10 protein-coding genes and 1 pseudogene are annotated in these 17,399 nt (G+C 71.2%); 6 read left to right on the top strand and 5 right to left on the bottom strand.

The annotated features are described in order from the left end of the window. Positions 1-264: 264 nt before the first annotated feature. Positions 265-1,542 (bottom strand): YibE/F family protein, encoded by a 1,278-nt coding sequence (locus tag DDJ31_RS19385; protein ID WP_240678149.1) that lies wholly within the window; start codon positions 1,540-1,542, stop codon positions 265-267. A gap of 1,126 nt (positions 1,543-2,668) precedes the next feature. Between DDJ31_RS19385 and thiC the strand changes: the two genes are divergently transcribed. Further along, complete coding sequence (thiC, locus tag DDJ31_RS19380) at positions 2,669-4,489, top strand: phosphomethylpyrimidine synthase ThiC (RefSeq protein ID WP_127179043.1); 1,821 nt, start codon at positions 2,669-2,671, stop codon at positions 4,487-4,489. 58 nt (positions 4,490-4,547) lie between these two features. On the opposite strand, the gene DDJ31_RS19375 is transcribed toward thiC, so the two are convergent. Further along, positions 4,548-5,105, bottom strand: a complete 558-nt coding sequence (locus tag DDJ31_RS19375) for a DUF4240 domain-containing protein (protein ID WP_127179044.1) — start codon at positions 5,103-5,105, stop codon at positions 4,548-4,550. Positions 5,106-5,213: 108 nt separating this feature from the next. Between DDJ31_RS19375 and DDJ31_RS19370 the strand changes: the two are divergent. Then, a pseudogene (locus DDJ31_RS19370) lies at positions 5,214-5,360 on the top strand (thiamine biosynthesis protein ThiC); the annotation flags it as partial. A gap of 140 nt (positions 5,361-5,500) precedes the next feature. Here the strand turns inward: DDJ31_RS19370 and DDJ31_RS19365 are convergent. The 3 genes from DDJ31_RS19365 to DDJ31_RS19355 all read right to left on the bottom strand — a co-directional run bounded on the left by DDJ31_RS19365 (position 5,501) and on the right by DDJ31_RS19355 (position 9,004). Beyond that, complete coding sequence (locus DDJ31_RS19365; RefSeq protein ID WP_127179045.1) at positions 5,501-6,385, bottom strand: hypothetical protein; 885 nt, start codon at positions 6,383-6,385, stop codon at positions 5,501-5,503. 193 nt (positions 6,386-6,578) lie between these two features. Continuing rightward, complete coding sequence (locus DDJ31_RS19360; protein ID WP_127179046.1) at positions 6,579-7,661, bottom strand: metallophosphoesterase; 1,083 nt, start codon at positions 7,659-7,661, stop codon at positions 6,579-6,581. Positions 7,662-7,891: 230 nt separating this feature from the next. Next, positions 7,892-9,004: a LacI family DNA-binding transcriptional regulator gene (locus DDJ31_RS19355; protein WP_127179047.1), complete on the bottom strand. Its 1,113-nt coding sequence runs from the start codon at positions 9,002-9,004 to the stop codon at positions 7,892-7,894. Between the two features lie 416 nt (positions 9,005-9,420). On the opposite strand from DDJ31_RS19355, the gene hisC reads away from it, so the two are divergent. From hisC to cydD, 4 genes are all read left to right on the top strand, one after another. Next, a complete protein-coding gene (gene hisC, locus DDJ31_RS19350; protein WP_127179048.1) occupies positions 9,421-10,500 on the top strand; it encodes a histidinol-phosphate transaminase in 1,080 nt (359 codons plus the stop codon). 397 nt (positions 10,501-10,897) lie between these two features. Then, positions 10,898-12,406, top strand: a complete 1,509-nt coding sequence (locus DDJ31_RS19345; RefSeq protein WP_127179049.1) for a cytochrome ubiquinol oxidase subunit I — start codon at positions 10,898-10,900, stop codon at positions 12,404-12,406. 18 nt (positions 12,407-12,424) lie between these two features. Further along, complete coding sequence (cydB, locus tag DDJ31_RS19340; RefSeq protein ID WP_127179050.1) at positions 12,425-13,432, top strand: cytochrome d ubiquinol oxidase subunit II; 1,008 nt, start codon at positions 12,425-12,427, stop codon at positions 13,430-13,432. 78 nt (positions 13,433-13,510) lie between these two features. Further along, positions 13,511-17,398, top strand: a complete 3,888-nt coding sequence (gene cydD / locus DDJ31_RS19335; protein WP_127179051.1) for a thiol reductant ABC exporter subunit CydD — start codon at positions 13,511-13,513, stop codon at positions 17,396-17,398. The last annotated feature ends 1 nt before the right edge of the window (position 17,399 follow it).

Below are 17,399 nucleotides of genomic sequence, written 5' to 3'. Positions count from 1 at the left end.
GTGCAGTAACGCTTCTGCGGAGGCTCCCGGAAACGGGGGCGCTGGTGTGGAGGGAAACCGCGTCGCCCGAGCGCTCGGCGGCTTCCCTCAGCGTCTGGGGCTCCCGGCCCGAGCGGCGGGCGGTTGCCCAGGCCGAGAGCCCGGGGCTTCTCTCAGCCGCCTGGGGCTCTCGCCCGTGCGGCGCGGGCGGCTGCTCTCGCCGCGTCCGCTCGTGCGGCGGGCGGCTGCTCTCACCGCTTCCGGCCGTGCGGCGGGCGGCTCCCCTCACCGCTTCCGGCGCCGGCCCCGCCCCGTGCGCGGCTGCCCCACCGCCGTCCCGCTCTGCGCCCCGGCCGTCGCGACGGCGACCGAGCCGTTCCCGGAGCCGGGGCCCGCGCCCGCCCCCACGGGCGCGTCCTGTCCTGGCCGGTCCGCCGCGACCACCAGGGCCGCCAGCGCCGTCGTCACCGGCACCGAGGCGACCAGGCCGATCGAGCCCACCAGCGTCCGCACGATCTCCTCGGCCACCAACTCGCTGTTGGCGACCGTGCCCACGCTGCTCTGCGCGATGGAGAACAGCAGCAGCAGCGGCAGCGCGGCACCCGCGTACGCGAGGACGAGGGTGTTGACGACGGACGCGATGTGGTCGCGTCCGATGCGGATGCCCGCCCGGTACAGCCCGCGCCAGCCCATCGACGGGTTCGCCTCGTGCAGCTCCCAGACCGCCGAGGTCTGGGTGACCGTCACGTCGTCAAGGACGCCGAGCGAGCCGATGATGACACCCGCGAGGAGCAGACCGCTCATGTCGATGTGCGGGTACAGACCGTGGATGAGACCGGTGTTGTCGTCCGTGTTGCCGGTGAGCGCCGCCCACCCGATGAACACCGAGCCGAGGATGCCGATCAGCACCAGCGAGATCAGTGTGCCGAGCACCGCGACCGAGGTTCTGGCCGACAGCCCGTGACACATGTACAGGGCGATCAGCATGATGGCGCTCGCCCCGACCACCGCCACGATCAGCGGGTTCGAACCCTGGAGGATCGCGGGCAGGATGAAGAAGTTGAGGATCAGGAAGCTGATCGCCAGCGCGACCAGCGCCATCACGCCCCGGATACGGCCCACCAGGACGACGACGACCGCGAAGATGCCGGCCAGCACCGTCATCGGGATCCGGCGGTTGACGTCGGTCACCGAGTACTGGAGGTTCCTGGGCGCCGAGGGCTCGTAGGCGACCACGACCTTCTCGCCCTCGTGCAACTGCCGCGACTGGTCGGGCTGCACGATCTCGGTGAACGTCCGGCCCTTGTCCTGGCCGGTGTCGACGCGGATCGTCGCCTTCTTGCAGTCGCCGTCCTCCTCCTTGGCGGCGGACCCGTCGGCCGCGGCGCTCCCGGTGGCCGGGGCTTCGCCGGTCGGTGACCCGCCCGAGGCGTTGACGGACGTGCAGCTGAGCTTCACGACCTTGGTGACCGTCGCCTGCTGGCTCTGCCGGTCGAAGCCGACACCGGTGCGCTCGTGCGCTGGTGCGCCGCCTGGCCACAGCACCGCGAGCCCGACCACCACGGCCGCCGCGAACGGGATGAGGACGGCGGCGATGACCTTGCGCAGATGCTTGGAGACCGGGGCTGCGGGGCCGTGGCTGTGACTGTGCCCGTGCGAGTGCCCACTCCCGCCGTCCGGGCCGTGCCCGCCACCGGGCCCGTGCCCGTGACCACCGCCGGGACCGTGACCGCCGCCGTGACCGTGTCCGCCTCCCGGCCCATGGCCGCCGCCATGACTGTGCCCGCCGCCGTGACCGTGCTCGTCGCCGGGTCCCTGGCCGCCCCCCGGTCCGCCACCGCCGTCGCCAGGGCGTGGTCCGTCGCCACCGGCGCCCGGTCCTGGACCGTGTCCGCTGCCGTATCCGCCGCCAGGCCCGCCCTGCCCGGGACCAGGACCGTACCCGGGGAACGCCCCCGGCCCCTGCCCGCCGGTCCCCGGCGCGGAACCGGGACCGGCACCCGGCCAGGCGTCCGGCCTCGAGCCCGGCCCTGGACGCTGCGCCTGCCCAGGCCGTTGCCCCTGCCCGGGACCTTGCCCTTGTCTGTACTCCTGGTCCTGGCCGAGACCCTGCCTCTGCACGGGCCGTTGCCCCTGCCTAAGCCCCTGCCCCTGTCCCTGCGTGGGCCGTTGCCCCGGTCCGGGGCCGGGACCTCGCCCTTGTCGGGGGTCCGGCGCTTGCACGGACCCTTGCCCCTGTCGGGGGCCTCGCGCCTGTTCGGGACCTCGCCCCCGTCCGGCACCCTGTCCCTGCCCGGCACCCTGTCCCGCTCCTGGGCCGCGTCCGGGCCCCGGAGTTGCCCCGTGTCCGGGTTCGGGACCCGCCCCGCGTCCGCCCTGGTCGTTCCCGTGCGGCGGCTCGGGCGGGGGGTACGGAGGCTGATGTGTCGTGGTCACCGCCAGATCATCGCAAGAACGGCAGGGGCCCCCTGTTCACCGCGCCCGAATTGACGCTAGCGTGGAGTCACCTTTGTACACGCGGGAGCTCGGAGCACCGGGCTGAGAGGGCGCTGACCTCCGTCCCAGCGATGTTTCACGTGGAACATCACGCCAGTTGAGTGATGTTCCACACGGAGCGTCGGCAGACGGAAGCCGCTGCGTCGACCGCTGAACCTGTTACCGGGTAATGCCGGCGTAGGGAGTAGGTCTCATGACCATCAAGGACGCACGCACGCCTGCCTCCAGCCAGGACGAGCAGCCCGCCACGGGCGAACCGTCGCAGGAGACCGGGAAGTCCATCGGCTGGCACAAGGGGTACGTCGAGGGATCGCGCCCCGACCTCCGGGTGCCGGTCCGTCAGGTGCATCTCACCAACGGGCGGTCGGTCGCGCTGTACGACACCTCGGGCCCGTACACCGACCCGTCCGTCGACACCGATGTCCGCAGGGGGCTGCCGCCGCTGCGGGAGAACTGGATCATCGCCCGCGGCGACACCGCCGAGTACCCGGGTCGCCCGGTCCGCCCCGAGGACGACGGCATCAAGCACACCTCACCGAGGGGCGGTCTGCGCAACCTCGACGCGGTCTTCCCCGGCCGCCCGCGTCAGCCGCGTCGCGGCAGGGACGGCACCGCGGTGACCCAACTCGCCTACGCGCGCCGGGGCGAGGTCACTCCGGAGATGGAGTACGTGGCGTTGCGGGAGAACGTCTCGCCCGAGGTGGTCCGCGAGGAGATCGCGGCCGGCCGCGCGGTCCTGCCGGCCAACGTCAACCATCCGGAGATCGAGCCGATGATCATCGGCAAGCGGTTCCTGGTGAAGGTGAACGCCAACATCGGCAATTCCGCGGTGACTTCCTCCATCGAGGAGGAGGTGGAGAAGATGACCTGGGCGACGCACTGGGGCGCCGACACGGTCATGGACCTGTCCACCGGGCGCAATATCCACACCACCCGCGAGTGGGTGCTGCGCAACTCCCCCGTCCCCATCGGCACGGTGCCGCTGTACCAGGCGCTGGAGAAGGTCGACGGCCGGGCCGAGGAGCTGACCTGGGAGATCTACAAGGACACGGTGATCGAACAGGCCGAGCAGGGCGTGGACTACATGACGGTGCACGCGGGCGTCCGCCTCCCGTACGTGCCGCTCACCGCGAACCGCAAGACGGGCATCGTCTCGCGCGGCGGCTCGATCATGGCCGCCTGGTGCCTCGCGCACCACCGGGAGTCGTTCCTGTACGAGAACTTCGAGGAGCTCTGCGAGATCCTCGCCGCCTACGACGTCACCTACTCGCTGGGCGACGGTCTGCGGCCCGGCTCGATCGCGGACGCCAACGACGAGGCGCAGTTCGCGGAGTTGCGCACGCTCGGGGAACTCAACACGATCGCCAAGCGTTTTCAGGTGCAGACGATGATCGAGGGCCCGGGACACGTCCCGATGCACAAGATCAAGGAGAACATCGACCTTCAGCAGGAGATCTGCGATGAAGCTCCGTTCTATACGCTCGGCCCGCTGACCACGGACATCGCGCCGGCGTACGACCACATCACCTCCGGTATCGGTGCCGCGATGATCGCCTGGTGGGGTACGGCGATGCTCTGCTACGTCACCCCCAAGGAGCACCTGGGCCTGCCCGACCGGGACGACGTCAAGACCGGTGTCATCACCTACAAGATCGCCGCCCATGCCGCCGACCTCGCCAAGGGGCATCCGGGTGCGCAGGAGTGGGACGACGCGCTCTCCGACGCCCGGTTCGAGTTCCGCTGGGAGGACCAGTTCAATCTGGCGCTCGACCCGGACACGGCGCGAGAGTTCCACGACGAGACACTTCCGGCGGAGCCCGCCAAGACGGCGCACTTCTGCTCGATGTGCGGGCCGAAGTTCTGCTCGATGAAGATCAGCCAATCCATCACAAAGCAGTTCGGTGGTACGGCGGCTGCGGGGGCGTCGGCCGAGGAGGTCGCTGAGGGGATGCTCCAGAAGTCGAAGGAGTTCGCGGCGAGCGGGAACAGGGTGTACCTGCCGCTGGCGGAGTAGCCCTTGGTCCTATAGGTCGGCTCACGTCTCTCGGAGGAGCCGTGGGCCGGCCGGACGCTCAGAGGTAGAGCGCCGCCAGGCGGGGCAGTCGTCGATGCATCTCATCCGCGTCGTCGAAGTCGAAGTCTTCACCCATGTCCGTCGCGCTGCCGTGCTGCCGGCCGGCGGACCGGTGCTCGGCCTGAGCCTTATAGAAGGCTTCCCGGTCACCGGTGAGGCGTTCAAAAGCCTCACTGGCTGCGTAGTTCACGTTCTCGTGGAACAGAGCCTCGTCATGGTGGGCGCTTGCGGCTTCGACGACAGCGGGGTGCCCGGCGAGGCTGTCCGGGCTCAGAGCCGTGCACTCGTACCAGTCCCGGCCCAGTGCGATCACCCCTGCACGGAAGTCCATGAAACTGTCGTCGGAACAGCCACCGCCGATGAGATAGGCCGCAGCCCAGATGTCCCAGCGGTACAGGGCGTCGTGTACCTCGTCGAATCGCTCGGCGTATTCAAGGATCTCTCGCCGAGGGCACTCGGCGAGGACGTCCACCAGTGTCTCGTCGAAGGGGGATCCGGAGACGGTGGCGGATGAACGCGCGGATTCGATGAGGTGCCAGAACCGGTCTATGTTCATGGTGCTGCACTGTGCCATCCCGGTCTGACAACGGGGCTGTGCCGGGCACATCGCACAGTTCTCACGGCGCCTGCAGGTCTTCGCAGTCGTACGGGCGAGGCCAACTCCGGACGGAAGTCGTCCCCGATGAAGATCTCCCACGACATCCGCCGCGAACACGGGGGGAGCCGGGCGGAGATCGAGGACGGCATGGCTCAGAAGTCGCGGGAGTTCGCCGCGAGCGGGAGTCGGGTGTATCTGCCGATCGCCGACTGAGAAGTCGTCAACTCTGCTGTGCCAGAGGCAAGTTCGGGCGGTGGGGTGCCCTGGTGCGGCGGCTCGCCCAGCCCGGTGGCCTCGCGGCAGGCGCTCTCCCGCACGGCCGATCGGCCGTCGGGGAGGGCGCGGGCCCGGGGTCAGTCGGGCTGGTTCTCGGGGCCGCCGAAGTCCGGGCTGCTGTAGTCCGGGCTGGAGAAGCGCGGGCGGTGGCCGCTGTCCTGGTCGTCGTCCCGGCTGCTGAAGCCGGGGCGGCCGTAGCCGAGTTGCGGCATCCGGCCGGCCGGCGCGGGTGTCGTCCTCGGCGGGCGCACGGCCGTCGGCGCGGGCGTGCCGGGGTCGGCGAGCGTGTCCCGCAGGAACGGCAGGATGCCGCGTTCCAGCAGGGCGTCCCGCCAGGCGTCCCTGGCCCGGTCCACCTCCTCGCTCGATCCGTGGGGCGCACCGGCCTCGACCTTGGGCTGGTTGCGCAGCGCGGTGAGCAGCAGTCCGACGGCGGCGCCCAGGATCGCCGCCGCCGTCACGGCGCCGAAGACCCAGCCCGCGGTGATCATCGTCCGGGCGAACCCCAGTCCGGGGCTGACCATCTTGAGGAGGTAGCCGACGAGCAGGAATATCAGCGCGGCGGTCCCGGCGAGGACGGGCGCGAGCACGGCGACGACGGCGACGGCGCCCGCGCCCGAGGTCTCGGCCGGGTCGTCGAGGGAGGCGGCGAGCCCCGTCGCGCCCGGCTCCGAGAGGTCGGAGTCATGGGCGGAGGACGGGCCGGCCGACGCGGTGGCCGGAGCGGGTCGGCGCTGTTCCTCGCGGACCTTGACGTAGTGCTGGTACTCGGTGGCGGCGGCCGACGTGATCGATTCGGTGGCGTTGAGCGCCTTGGTGCGCAGTTGTTCCGGGTTGAACCTGTGGCCGAGAGCGGCTTGATCCTGGCGGTGTGGGGCGGAGCGCAGCGCCTCGTCGAGGATCCGCTCGAAGTCTTGGCGGTCCTCGTTCAACAGGTACTGCGGAACGCTGTTCATGTGCATCCCCCGATGCTCCGTAGGGCTTGGGGCTCGCATGCCAACGAGCCGTCGGGCAGAAACGGAGGGGAGCCTGCTACGGATAAGCCGATGGTAGAGCGGGGACGGCACACGGTGACAGGGGGTTTGCGGAAATTGGCCCCTGGCCTGCGCCGTCCCGCGCGGCCTCAGCGCGCGGGTCGGCCTGCCCGGTGAACGCTCAGTTTTCCAGAGGCAGTTGCTGGACCAGCAGCTTTCCGGCCATGGTCACGCCACCGTCCATCGCGATGGCCAGTCCTTCGGCGTAGACGTGCGGTCCGTCGACCACGGGACCCGAATCGTCCTCGCCGTCCTCGGAGCCCACTTCGCCGAGCAGGTACGGAATGGGGCTGTGGCCGTGAACGACGCGGGTGCCGCCGTACGTATCCAACAGCGAGCGGACGGCGTCCGCGCCGCCCTCGTCACGGAAGGAGAAGCGCTTGGTGAACTTGCGGAAGAGATCCCAGCACTCGTCGGCGTCGTTGCGGGTGAGGGTCTCGCGGACGGTGTCGTTGACCGCCTCGATCGAGTCGCCGTAGTCGAGGTAGGCGGTGGTGTCGGAGTGGACGAGCAGATAGCCGTCGACCTCCTCGACGGCGTCGAGGCGGGCCATCCACTGGAGGTGGTGGTCCTGGAGGCGGTCCATGTCGGTCTTCTGGCCGCCGTTGAGCAGCCAGCCCGCCTGGAAGGTGGCGGTGCCCGCACCGGAGTTGACGGGGGTGTCGCCGAACCGCTTGGCGCCGAGCAGCAGCAGTTCGTGGTTGCCCATCAGGGCCTTGCAGTAGCCGCCCGCGGCCGCCGCCTCGGCGGACAGCCGCATCACCAGGTCGATGACGCCGATGCCGTCCGGGCCGCGGTCGGTGAAGTCGCCGAGGAACCAGAGCCTGGCGGTGCCCGCGCACCACTGGCCCGCGTCGTCGACGAGGCCCTTCTCGGCGAGCGCGGCGAGCAGTTCGTCGAGATAGCCGTGGACGTCGCCGACGACGTACAGCGGGCCCGCGCCGTCGTCCGAGACGGGGAGCGGCGCCGACACCGAGTCCGGGTCGAGGGACACCTGGAGCGTGTCACCGCGCTGGATCACGGGGAGGTCCCGCTCGGTGGGCGTGTACCCGTCGGGGTAGCCCTGCTCGTGCGGTGGGACGACGTCCCCGGGGTGCGTGCTCTGGTCGTACGGACCGGTCTCATGGACGTACGCAGGCACCCGGAAGTCGCGCAACGTCGCCGTCCGCTCCACCTCGGGTCCCTGACCGGCCCCCTGAGTCATCAGACCCCTCCACCATCCCGCCGCGTCTGCACCGCTTCGGACTGCCTGGTCGCAGCGGCCCGCGGTGTCGTGCGCCCATCATAGGAATGCCGATCGCGCCATGTGACGACCCAGGGGTGGTGAATCGGAGCGAGAGTCCACCGAGGCGTGGCTTTCGCCCCGATTGGGGCGGGCTTCGACCGGCTGTCGCCCGCCTCCCGCCCCCACGTCGCGCCCCCGTGGGGGTGTCGCTACGCGCCCTCGGGCGAACGCGGCGGGCTGACGGTCGTGCGCGGCGGACGCCGCTGGGACGAGGTGCGCACGATCAGTTCGGTCGGTATCACCTGCTCGACCGGCTGGTCCGATTCGACCCCCTCGATGGCGTCGATGAGGAGCTGAACCACCGCCGTGCCGATGCGGCGCGGCTTGAGGGAGAGCGTGGTGATGGGCGGTTCGGTGGCGGCGTACACGGTCGACTCGCTGCAGCAGACCAGCAGCAGGTCCTCAGGTACCCGCAGGCCGTAGCGGCGCGCCGCGGCGAGCAGATCGGTGCCGTTGGGGTCGAACAGCCCGTAGACGGCGTCCGGACGGTCGGGCCGGGCGAGCAGCCGGTCGGCGGCCACCGCGCCCGCGCACGGGTCGTGTGCCGGGTACGCCTCGTAGACGGGGTCCTGGCCGACACGTTCGCACCAGCGCAGGTACGCCGTGGTCGACAGGTGGGTGTACGTGTCCGTGGTGGTCCCGGTCAGCAGGCCGATGCGGCGGGCGCCGGCGGCGGCCAGGTGGTCGAGGATGCCGAGGACGGCGGCCTCGTGGTCGTTGTCGACCCAGGCGGTCACCGGGAGCGCGCCGGCCGGGCGCCCGTCGGAGACCACGGGTAAGCCCTGTCTGACCAGTTCGCTGACGACGGGGTCCTGGTCGGAGGGGTCGATGACGACCGTGCCGTCCAGGGCGACGTTCGACCAGACGTCGTGGCGCGAGGTCGCGGGCAGGATGACGAGCGCGTAGCCGCGCGCCAGCGCTGCCGAGGTCGCGGCGCGCGCCATCTCGGCGAAGTACGCGAACTCGGTGAAGGTGAAAGGTTCATCCCCGTAGGTCGTCACGGTCAGGCCGATCAGTCCCGACTTGCCCGTGCGGAGCGTGCGGGCGGCGGCCGACGGGCGGTAGCCCAGCCGGTCGGCGACCTCGCGGACGTGGCGCCGGGTGGCGTCCGGGAGCCGGCCCTTGCCGTTGAGGGCATCGGAGACGGTCGTGATGGAGACTCCGGCGGCGGCGGCGACGTCTCTGATGCCCGCCCGACCCGGCCGGCTGCCTCGACGTGAGGTTTCCGCGCGGCTCACCTGGTGCTTCCCTGCTGCTGTCATGGCGAGCCGATAGTAGGGCTCATGCGGCCGGGTAGGGCGGACGCATATGCACGCGTTGACAGGCACGTTTCTGCATGGTCATTTTGGGTCAACTGCCTGTGAAGCACAGGTAGTTGGCCGGTTCAATAATGCTACGTGACTCGTCGGCACGCATGAGCCTGCCAACTGTCCGATGTTTCGAAGAGGTCTCAACTCACCTGCACGGGTGATGCGCGCCACGGCGCGAGCCACCGGCGCATAGATATATGTGGCTGCGCCCCTCGTTTCATGCCTCTTCGTACGGCGATGCCCGTGATGCGGGTGTGACGGACCAGGTCGGTGCCCGGCTGTTCGCAGACGCGTCGAATCCTCATAAGGTGAGGAGCATTGGTAGCCGGCGGTACTGACGTCCGCCGGTGGTCGCGAGGAGGACTGCGGTGAGCGAGACGAGCCCCAAGCTGCGCGCCGAGATGGAGGGCATCCCCACCTACAGGCCGGGCAGGCCCGCGGCGGCCGGCGGCCCGGTGGCCTACAAGCTGTCCTCCAACGAGAACCCCTACCCGCCGCTGCCCGGCGTGATGGAGAGTGTGACGGCGGCGGCCGCGTCCTTCAACCGCTACCCGGACATGGCCTGCGCCGGCCTGACCGCCGAGCTGTCCGACCGCTTCGGCGTCCCCGCCGCCCATCTGGCCACCGGCACCGGCTCGGTCGGCGTCGCCCAGCAGCTGCTCCAGGCGACCTCGGGACCGGGCGACGAGGTCGTCTACGCCTGGCGCTCCTTCGAGGCGTACCCGATCATCACGCAGATCAGCGGCGCGACGTCGGTCCGGGTGCCGCTGACCGAGGGCGAGACGCACGACCTGGACGCGATGGCCGACGCCATCACCGACAGGACCCGGCTGATCTTCGTCTGCAACCCCAACAACCCGACCGGCACGGTGGTGCGCCGGGCCGAGCTGGAACGATTCCTCGACCGGGTGCCGGGCGATGTGCTGGTGGTCCTCGACGAGGCGTACCGGGAGTTCATCCGGGACGCCGAGGTGCCGGACGGCGTGGAGCTGTACCGGGACCGGCCCAACGTCTGCGTCCTGCGCACCTTCTCCAAGGCGTACGGGCTCGCCGGGCTGCGGGTCGGCTTCGCGATCGCCCATGAGCCGGTGGCGGCGGCGCTGCGCAAGACGGCGGTGCCCTTCGGTGTGAGCCAGATCGCACAGGAGGCGGCCATCGCCTCGCTGCGCGCCGAGGACGCGCTCCTCGGCCGGGTCGGCTCCCTGGTGGGCGAGCGCACCCGGGTGGTGGACGGGCTGCGGGCCCAGGGCTGGACGGTGCCCGAGACCCAGGCCAACTTCGTCTGGCTGCGGCTGGGGGAGCGCACGGCCGCCTTCGCGGAGGTGTGCGAGCGGCACGGCGTGGTGGTCCGCCCGTTCGCCGGGGAGGGCGTGCGGGTGACGGTCGGGGAGACCGAGGCGAACGACATCTTCCTGAAGGCGGCGGCGGAGTTCCGCAAGGAGATCTAGCCCGGGGCTGCCGGGCCCACTGGGGCGCCGGCACCTCTGGCGCGGTACCGGACATCGCGAGGCGGCCCTTGAGCCGCCTCGCGATTTTCGTGTCTCCGGGGCCGTGTCCGCGAGACGCTGCCCCGGCCGTGAGGCTCCTGCCCGACCTCGTGGAACCCCGGTCAGGCTCCCGCGCCCCCGTGGGACCCCCGGTCAGGCCCCCGCACGGTCCCGGGGAAGCCCCGGTCAGGCCTCCGCACCGTCCCGTGGGACCCCCCTGCGCGGTGGCGAAAATCGGTAGGTCATAATGGCTTGTGAATGTGAACGCGTTCACAAGCGTGTCCCGGTTGCTCCCGTGATGTGCGTGACAAGAGGGGCAAACTGCCGCTGACCACGGCGACGTAAGGAGACTGACGACGTGGAAATGGCTCTGGCGCCGGAGACCCTGGCGCGATGGCAGTTCGGTATCACCACCGTCTACCACTTCCTGTTCGTCCCCCTGACGATCTCGCTCGCCGCCCTCACGGCCGGGTTGCAGACCGCATGGGTGCGCACGGAGAACGAGAAGTACCTCCGAGCCACCAAGTTCTGGGGGAAGCTCTTCCTGATCAACATCGCCATGGGCGTGGTCACCGGCATCGTGCAGGAGTTCCAGTTCGGCATGAACTGGTCCGACTACTCCCGCTTCGTCGGCGACATCTTCGGCGCTCCGCTCGCCTTCGAGGCGCTGATCGCCTTCTTCTTCGAGTCCACCTTCATCGGACTGTGGATCTTCGGCTGGGACAAGCTGCCCAAGAAGATCCATCTGGCCTGCATCTGGATGGTCTCGATCGGCACGATCCTGTCGGCGTACTTCATCCTCGCGGCCAACTCCTGGATGCAGCACCCCGTCGGCTACCGGATCAACGAGGCCAAGGGCCGCGCCGAGCTGACCGACTTCTGGCAGGTCCTCACCCAGAACACCGCGCTGGCCCAGGCCTTCCACACGCTCACCGCGTCCTTCCTGACCGGCGGGGCGTTCATGGTCGGCATCGCGGCCTTCCACCTGTTCCGCAAGAAGGACATCCGGGTGATGAAGACCTCGCTGCGGCTCGGCCTGGTGACCGTGGTCGTCGCTGGACTGCTCACCGCGGTCAGCGGCGACACCCTCGGCAAGGTCATGTTCAAGCAGCAGCCGATGAAGATGGCCGCCGCCGAGGCCCTGTGGGACGGCCAGGACGCCGCGCCGTTCTCGATCTTCGCCTACGGCGACGTCAGCAAGGGCCACAACAGCGTCGAGCTGTCCATCCCCGGCATACTGTCGTTCCTCGCCAACGACGACTTCAGCTCGTACGTGCCCGGCATCAACGACACCAACAAGGCCGAGCAGGCGAAGTACGGACCCGGCGACTACCGGCCCATCATCCCGGTCACGTTCTGGGCGTTCCGCTGGATGATCGGCTTCGGCATGGCGTCCTTCGCCATCGGCCTGCTCGGACTCTGGCTGACCCGCAAGAAGTTCCTGCTGCCCCAGCATCTGCGGGTCGGCGAGGACGAGGTGCCGCGTCTGGTGCTGTTCCGCAACAAGGCCCTCAGCCCGAAACTCTCCAAGCTGTACTGGCTGGTCGCCATCTGGACCCTGGGCTTCCCGCTGATCGCCAACTCCTGGGGCTGGATCTTCACCGAGATGGGCCGCCAGCCCTGGGTCGTCTACGGCGTCCTGGAGACCCGGCACGCCGTCTCCCCCGGCGTCTCCCAGGGCGAGATCCTCACCTCGATGATCGTCTTCACCGCCCTCTACGCCGTCCTCGCGGTCATCGAGGTCAAGCTGCTGGTGAAGTACATCAAGGCCGGCCCGCCCGAGCTGACCGAGGCCGACCTCAACCCGCCCACGAAGATCGGCGGCGACTCCCGGGACGCCGACAAGCCGATGGCCTTCTCGTACTAGGCCCAGGGAGATCACGTCATGCACCTACACGATGTCTGGTTCGTTCTCATCGCCGTCCTGTGGACCGGCTACTTCTTCCTGGAGGGGTTCGACTTCGGGGTCGGCGTCCTCACCAAGCTGCTGGCCCGCGACCGGCTGGAGAAGCGGGTCCTGATCAACACGATCGGGCCCGTCTGGGACGGCAACGAGGTGTGGCTGCTCACCGCGGGCGGCGCGACCTTCGCCGCCTTCCCCGAGTGGTACGCCACCCTCTTCTCCGGCTTCTACCTGCCCCTGCTCGTCATCCTGGTCTGCCTGATCGTGCGCGGTGTCGCCTTCGAGTACCGGGCCAAGCGGCCCGAGGACACGTGGCAGCGCAACTGGGAGACCGCGATCTTCTGGACCTCCCTGCTCCCCGCGTTCCTGTGGGGGGTGGCCTTCGGCAACATCGTCCGGGGCGTGAAGATCGACCGGAACTTCGAGTACGTCGGCAACGTCTGGGACCTGCTCAACCCGTACGCCCTGCTGGGCGGGCTGGTGACCCTGACGCTGTTCACCTTCCACGGCACGGTGTTCACGGCCCTCAAAACGGTCGGGGACATCCGGGAGCGGGCGCGGAAGCTGGCGCTCAAGGTCGGTCTCGTCACCGCCCTGCTGGCGGTGGTCTTCCTGGTCTGGACACAGATCCACGGCGGTGACGGCGCGAGCCTCGTCGCGCTCGTGGTCGCCGTGGCCGCACTGGTCGCCGCGCTGGCGGCCAACCAGATCGGCCGGGAGGGCTGGTCGTTCGCACTGTCCGGCGTCACCATCGTGGCCGCCGTGGCGATGCTGTTCCTGACGCTCTTCCCGGACGTCATGCCGTCGTCGCTCAACGCGGAGTGGAGCCTCACGGTCACCAACGCCTCGTCGAGCCCGTACACCCTGAAGATCATGACCTGGTGCGCGGGGATCGCCACACCGATCGTGCTGCTCTACCAGAGCTGGACCTACTGGGTGTTCCGCAAGCGGATCGGCACGCAGCACATCGCCGCCGAAGCCGCGCACTGAGTCTGGAAGAGGGGCGTTTCGCGTGCGACGCGATGTTTCACGTGAAACACCCCTCTCGGCCCGAAGGGCATGTTTCACGTGAAACCGATCGATCCGCGTCTGTTGCGCCACGCCCGTGCGACCCGCCGCTTCCTGCTGGCCGTGGTCGCTCTGGGAGCCGTCGGAGCCGGGCTGGTCATCGCGCAGGCGATGCTCATCGCCGAAGTGGTGGTCGGCGCCTTCCAGCACGGCCTGTCCGTCGGTGAACTGCGCACTCCCCTGCTGCTGTTGGCGGCCGTCGCCGGTGGCCGCGCCCTGGTCTCCTGGCTCACCGAACTCGCCGCCCACCGGGCCAGCGCGGAGGTCAAGTCGGAGCTGCGGGGACGGCTGCTGGAACGGGCCGTCCAGCTGGGTCCCGGCTGGCTGAGCGGCCAGCGCACCGGATCGCTCGTCGCCCTCGCCACCCGCGGGATCGACGCCCTCGACGACTACTTCTCCCGCTATCTGCCGCAGTTGGGCCTCGCGGTGGTCGTCCCGGTGGCGGTGCTGGCCAGGATCGTCACCGAGGACTGGGTCTCCGCCGCGATCATCGTGGGCACCCTCCCGCTCATCCCCGTCTTCATGGTGCTGATCGGCTGGGCCACCCAGTCCCGGATGGACCGTCAGTGGCGGCTGCTGTCCCGGCTCTCCGGGCACTTCCTGGACGTCGTCGCGGGGCTGCCCACCCTGAAGGTGTTCGGCCGGGCCAAGGCGCAGGCCGACTCGATCCGGCGGATCACCGGCGAGTACCGGCAGGCCACGATGCGCACCCTGCGGATCGCCTTCATCTCGTCCTTCGCGCTGGAACTGCTGGCGACGCTCTCGGTGGCGCTGGTCGCCGTCACGATCGGCATGCGGCTCGTCCACGGCGACATGGATCTCTACATCGGCCTGCTCGTCCTCGTCCTCGCGCCCGAGGCGTATCTGCCGTTGCGCCAGGTGGGCGCGCAGTACCACGCGGCGGCCGAGGGGCTGGCCGCCGCCGAGGAGATCTTCGCCGTCCTGGAGACACCCGTCCCGGTGTCCGGGACGGCTCCCGTGCCCGCGGGCGCCCTGGCCTTCGAGGGCGTCTCGGTCCGCTACCCGGGCCGGGCCAGGGACGCCGTCGCGGACGTGTCCTTCACGGTGGCGCCGGGGGAGACGGTCGCGCTGGTCGGACCGAGCGGCGTGGGCAAGTCGACGCTGCTCAACGTACTGCTCGGCTTCGTGCGCCCGACCGAGGGGCGGGTCAGCGCGGGCGGCACCGACCTCGCCGACATCGACCTGGAGCAGTGGCGGTCCCGGATCGCCTGGGTGCCCCAGCGGCCCCAGCTGTTCGCCGGGTCCATCGCCGACAACGTCCGGCTGGCCCGCCCCGACGCCGACGACACCGCCCTGCGACGGGCGCTCATGGACGCCGGGGCGGTGGAGTTCGTCGACGCGCTGCCCGAGGGGGCGCGGACCGTGCTCGGTGAGGACGGCGCGGGACTCTCCGCCGGGCAGCGGCAACGGCTGGCGCTGGCACGGGCGTTCCTCGCGGACCGTCCGGTCCTGCTGCTCGACGAGCCGACGGCGGCGCTCGACGGCGCCACCGAGGCGGAGGTCGTCGCGGCGGTGCGGCGGCTGACCGAGGGCAGGACCGTCCTGCTGGTCGTCCACCGCCCCGCGCTGCTGAGCGCGGCGGACCGGGTGGTACGGCTGGCGGAGCCGCACGATGACGGAACGGCGGGGGCGGCTGCCGGGGCGGAAGGGCCGCTGGAGTCCGCCATCCGGTCGAGCGGTCCGGTGGACGCGCTCGCCGGGCCGACGGCGTCGGTGCGGGCCGTCACCGGGACGGAAGCGTCGGCCGATGCGGTGACCCGGTCGGCAGGCACGGCCGCGGTCCCCGGACCGGACGGACCGGGGACCGGCACGGGGGCGCGCGGGACGGCTGGGAGCCGGGAACCCGGCACGGACACGCGCGGAACGGCCGCGAGCCGGGCACCCGCTGAGCGGGCGGGGCGCGGAGACAGCACACGGGCCGCCGCCAGGGACGCGACGCGGGGTGGCCGTGACGTCGACGCGCGAGGTGGCCGGGACATCGACGCGCGGTGTGGCGACGACATCGAGGCGCTGTTCTCCGGGCCCGCGGCGGACGCCGAGCCCGCTGCGGATTCTGGGGGTTCTGCGGGTTCTGGGGATTCCGGCGGTCCCGGCGGTGTCGCGCCCGGCGCCGCTCCCCGCCGGGTCCTCGCCCGGGTGCGTGCCATGTCGGGACCCCGCAAGGGACGGCTGGCCCTCGCCCTCCTGCTCGGCGCGCTCGCGCTCGGCAGCGCCGTCGGGCTCATGGCCACCTCCGGGTGGCTGATCTCACGGGCCTCGCAACAGCCGCCCGTGCTCTATCTGATGGTCGCCGTGACGGCCACGCGTGCCTTCGGGATCGGGCGGGCCGTCTTCCGGTACGCGGAGCGGCTCGTCTCCCACGACGCGGTGCTGCGGATGCTGGCCGACACCCGGGTCGCCGTCTACCGGCGCCTCGAACGCCTCGCGCCCGCCGGACTGCGCCGCACCCGCAGGGGCGACCTGCTGTCCCGGCTCGTCGCCGACGTGGACGCCCTCCAGGACTACTGGCTGCGCTGGCTGCTGCCGGCCGGCGCCGCGGTGGCCGTCTCCGCCGCCGCCGTCGGCTTCACCGCCTGGCTGCTGCCCGAGGCCGGTGCCGTCCTCGCCGTCGGACTGCTGGCGGCCGGTGCCGGGGTGCCGGTGCTCACCGGCGCCGTCTCCCGCCGCGCCGAGCGGCGGCTGGCCCCCGCCCGCGGTCTCCTGGCCACCCGGGTGACCGATCTGCTCACCGGCACCGCCGAGTTGACCGTCGCGGGCGTCCTGCCCGCCCGGACCGCCGAGACGCGGCGGGCCGACCGCACGCTCACCGGGATCGCCTCACGCGCCGCCACCGCCACCGCCCTCGGCGACGGGCTCACCGCCCTGATCTCCGGTCTGACGGTCGCCGCCACCGCCCTCGTCGGCGCCCAGGGCGTCGCGGCCGGCCGGCTCGACGGCGTCGCCCTGGCCGTCGTCGTCCTCACCCCGCTGGCCGCCTTCGAGGCCGTCCTCGGACTGCCGCTCGCCGTGCAGTACCGGCAGCGGGTGCGCAGGAGCGCGGAGCGCGTCAACGAGGTTCTGGACGCGCCCGACCCGGTGCGGGAGCCGCAGCGGCCCAGGCAGGCGCCCGCGACACCGTTCCCGCTGGTCCTCAAGGGCCTCGCCGCCCGCCACACCGGGCAGCACCGGGACGCCCTCACGGGCCTCGACCTCACCCTGGAGCAGGGCCGCAGGATCGCCGTGGTCGGGCCGTCCGGCTCGGGCAAGACGACGCTGGCGCAGACGCTGCTGCGGTTCCTCGACGCCCGCGCCGGCTCCTACACGCTGGCCGGCGTCGACGCGTACGGGCTCGAAGGGGACGACGTGCGGCGGCTGGTGGGGCTGTGCGCACAGGACGCGCACCTCTTCGACAGCTCGGTCCGGGAGAACCTGCTGCTCGCCAGGAAGGACGCCACCGAGGACGAACTCCGTCACGCGCTCGGCCGGGCCCGGCTGCTCGACTGGGCCGACGGGCTGCCCGACGGCCTCGACACGCTGATCGGCGAGCACGGGGCCCGGCTGTCGGGCGGCCAGCGGCAGCGGCTGGCGCTGGCCCGCGCGCTGCTCGCCGACTTCCCCGTGCTGGTCCTCGACGAGCCCGCCGAACACCTCGACCTGCCGACCGCCGACGCCCTCACCGCCGATCTGCTGGCCGCGACCGAGGGCCGCACGACCTTGCTCATCACCCACCGGCTGGCCGGACTCGACGCGGTGGACGAGGTCGTCGTCCTGGACCGGGGGCGGGTCGCGCAGCGCGGCACCTACCGGGAGCTGGCCGCCGTACCGGGGCCGCTGCGGGCGATGGCCGAGCGGGAGGCGGAGACGGAGCTGCTGGTCGCGGCCGGGTAGC

The organism is Streptomyces griseoviridis (assembly GCF_005222485.1).
Taxonomy (GTDB): domain Bacteria; phylum Actinomycetota; class Actinomycetes; order Streptomycetales; family Streptomycetaceae; genus Streptomyces; species Streptomyces hintoniae.
The sequence above is the reverse complement of the archived record's forward strand: the minus strand, read 5'-3'. Positions and strand labels throughout refer to the sequence as shown.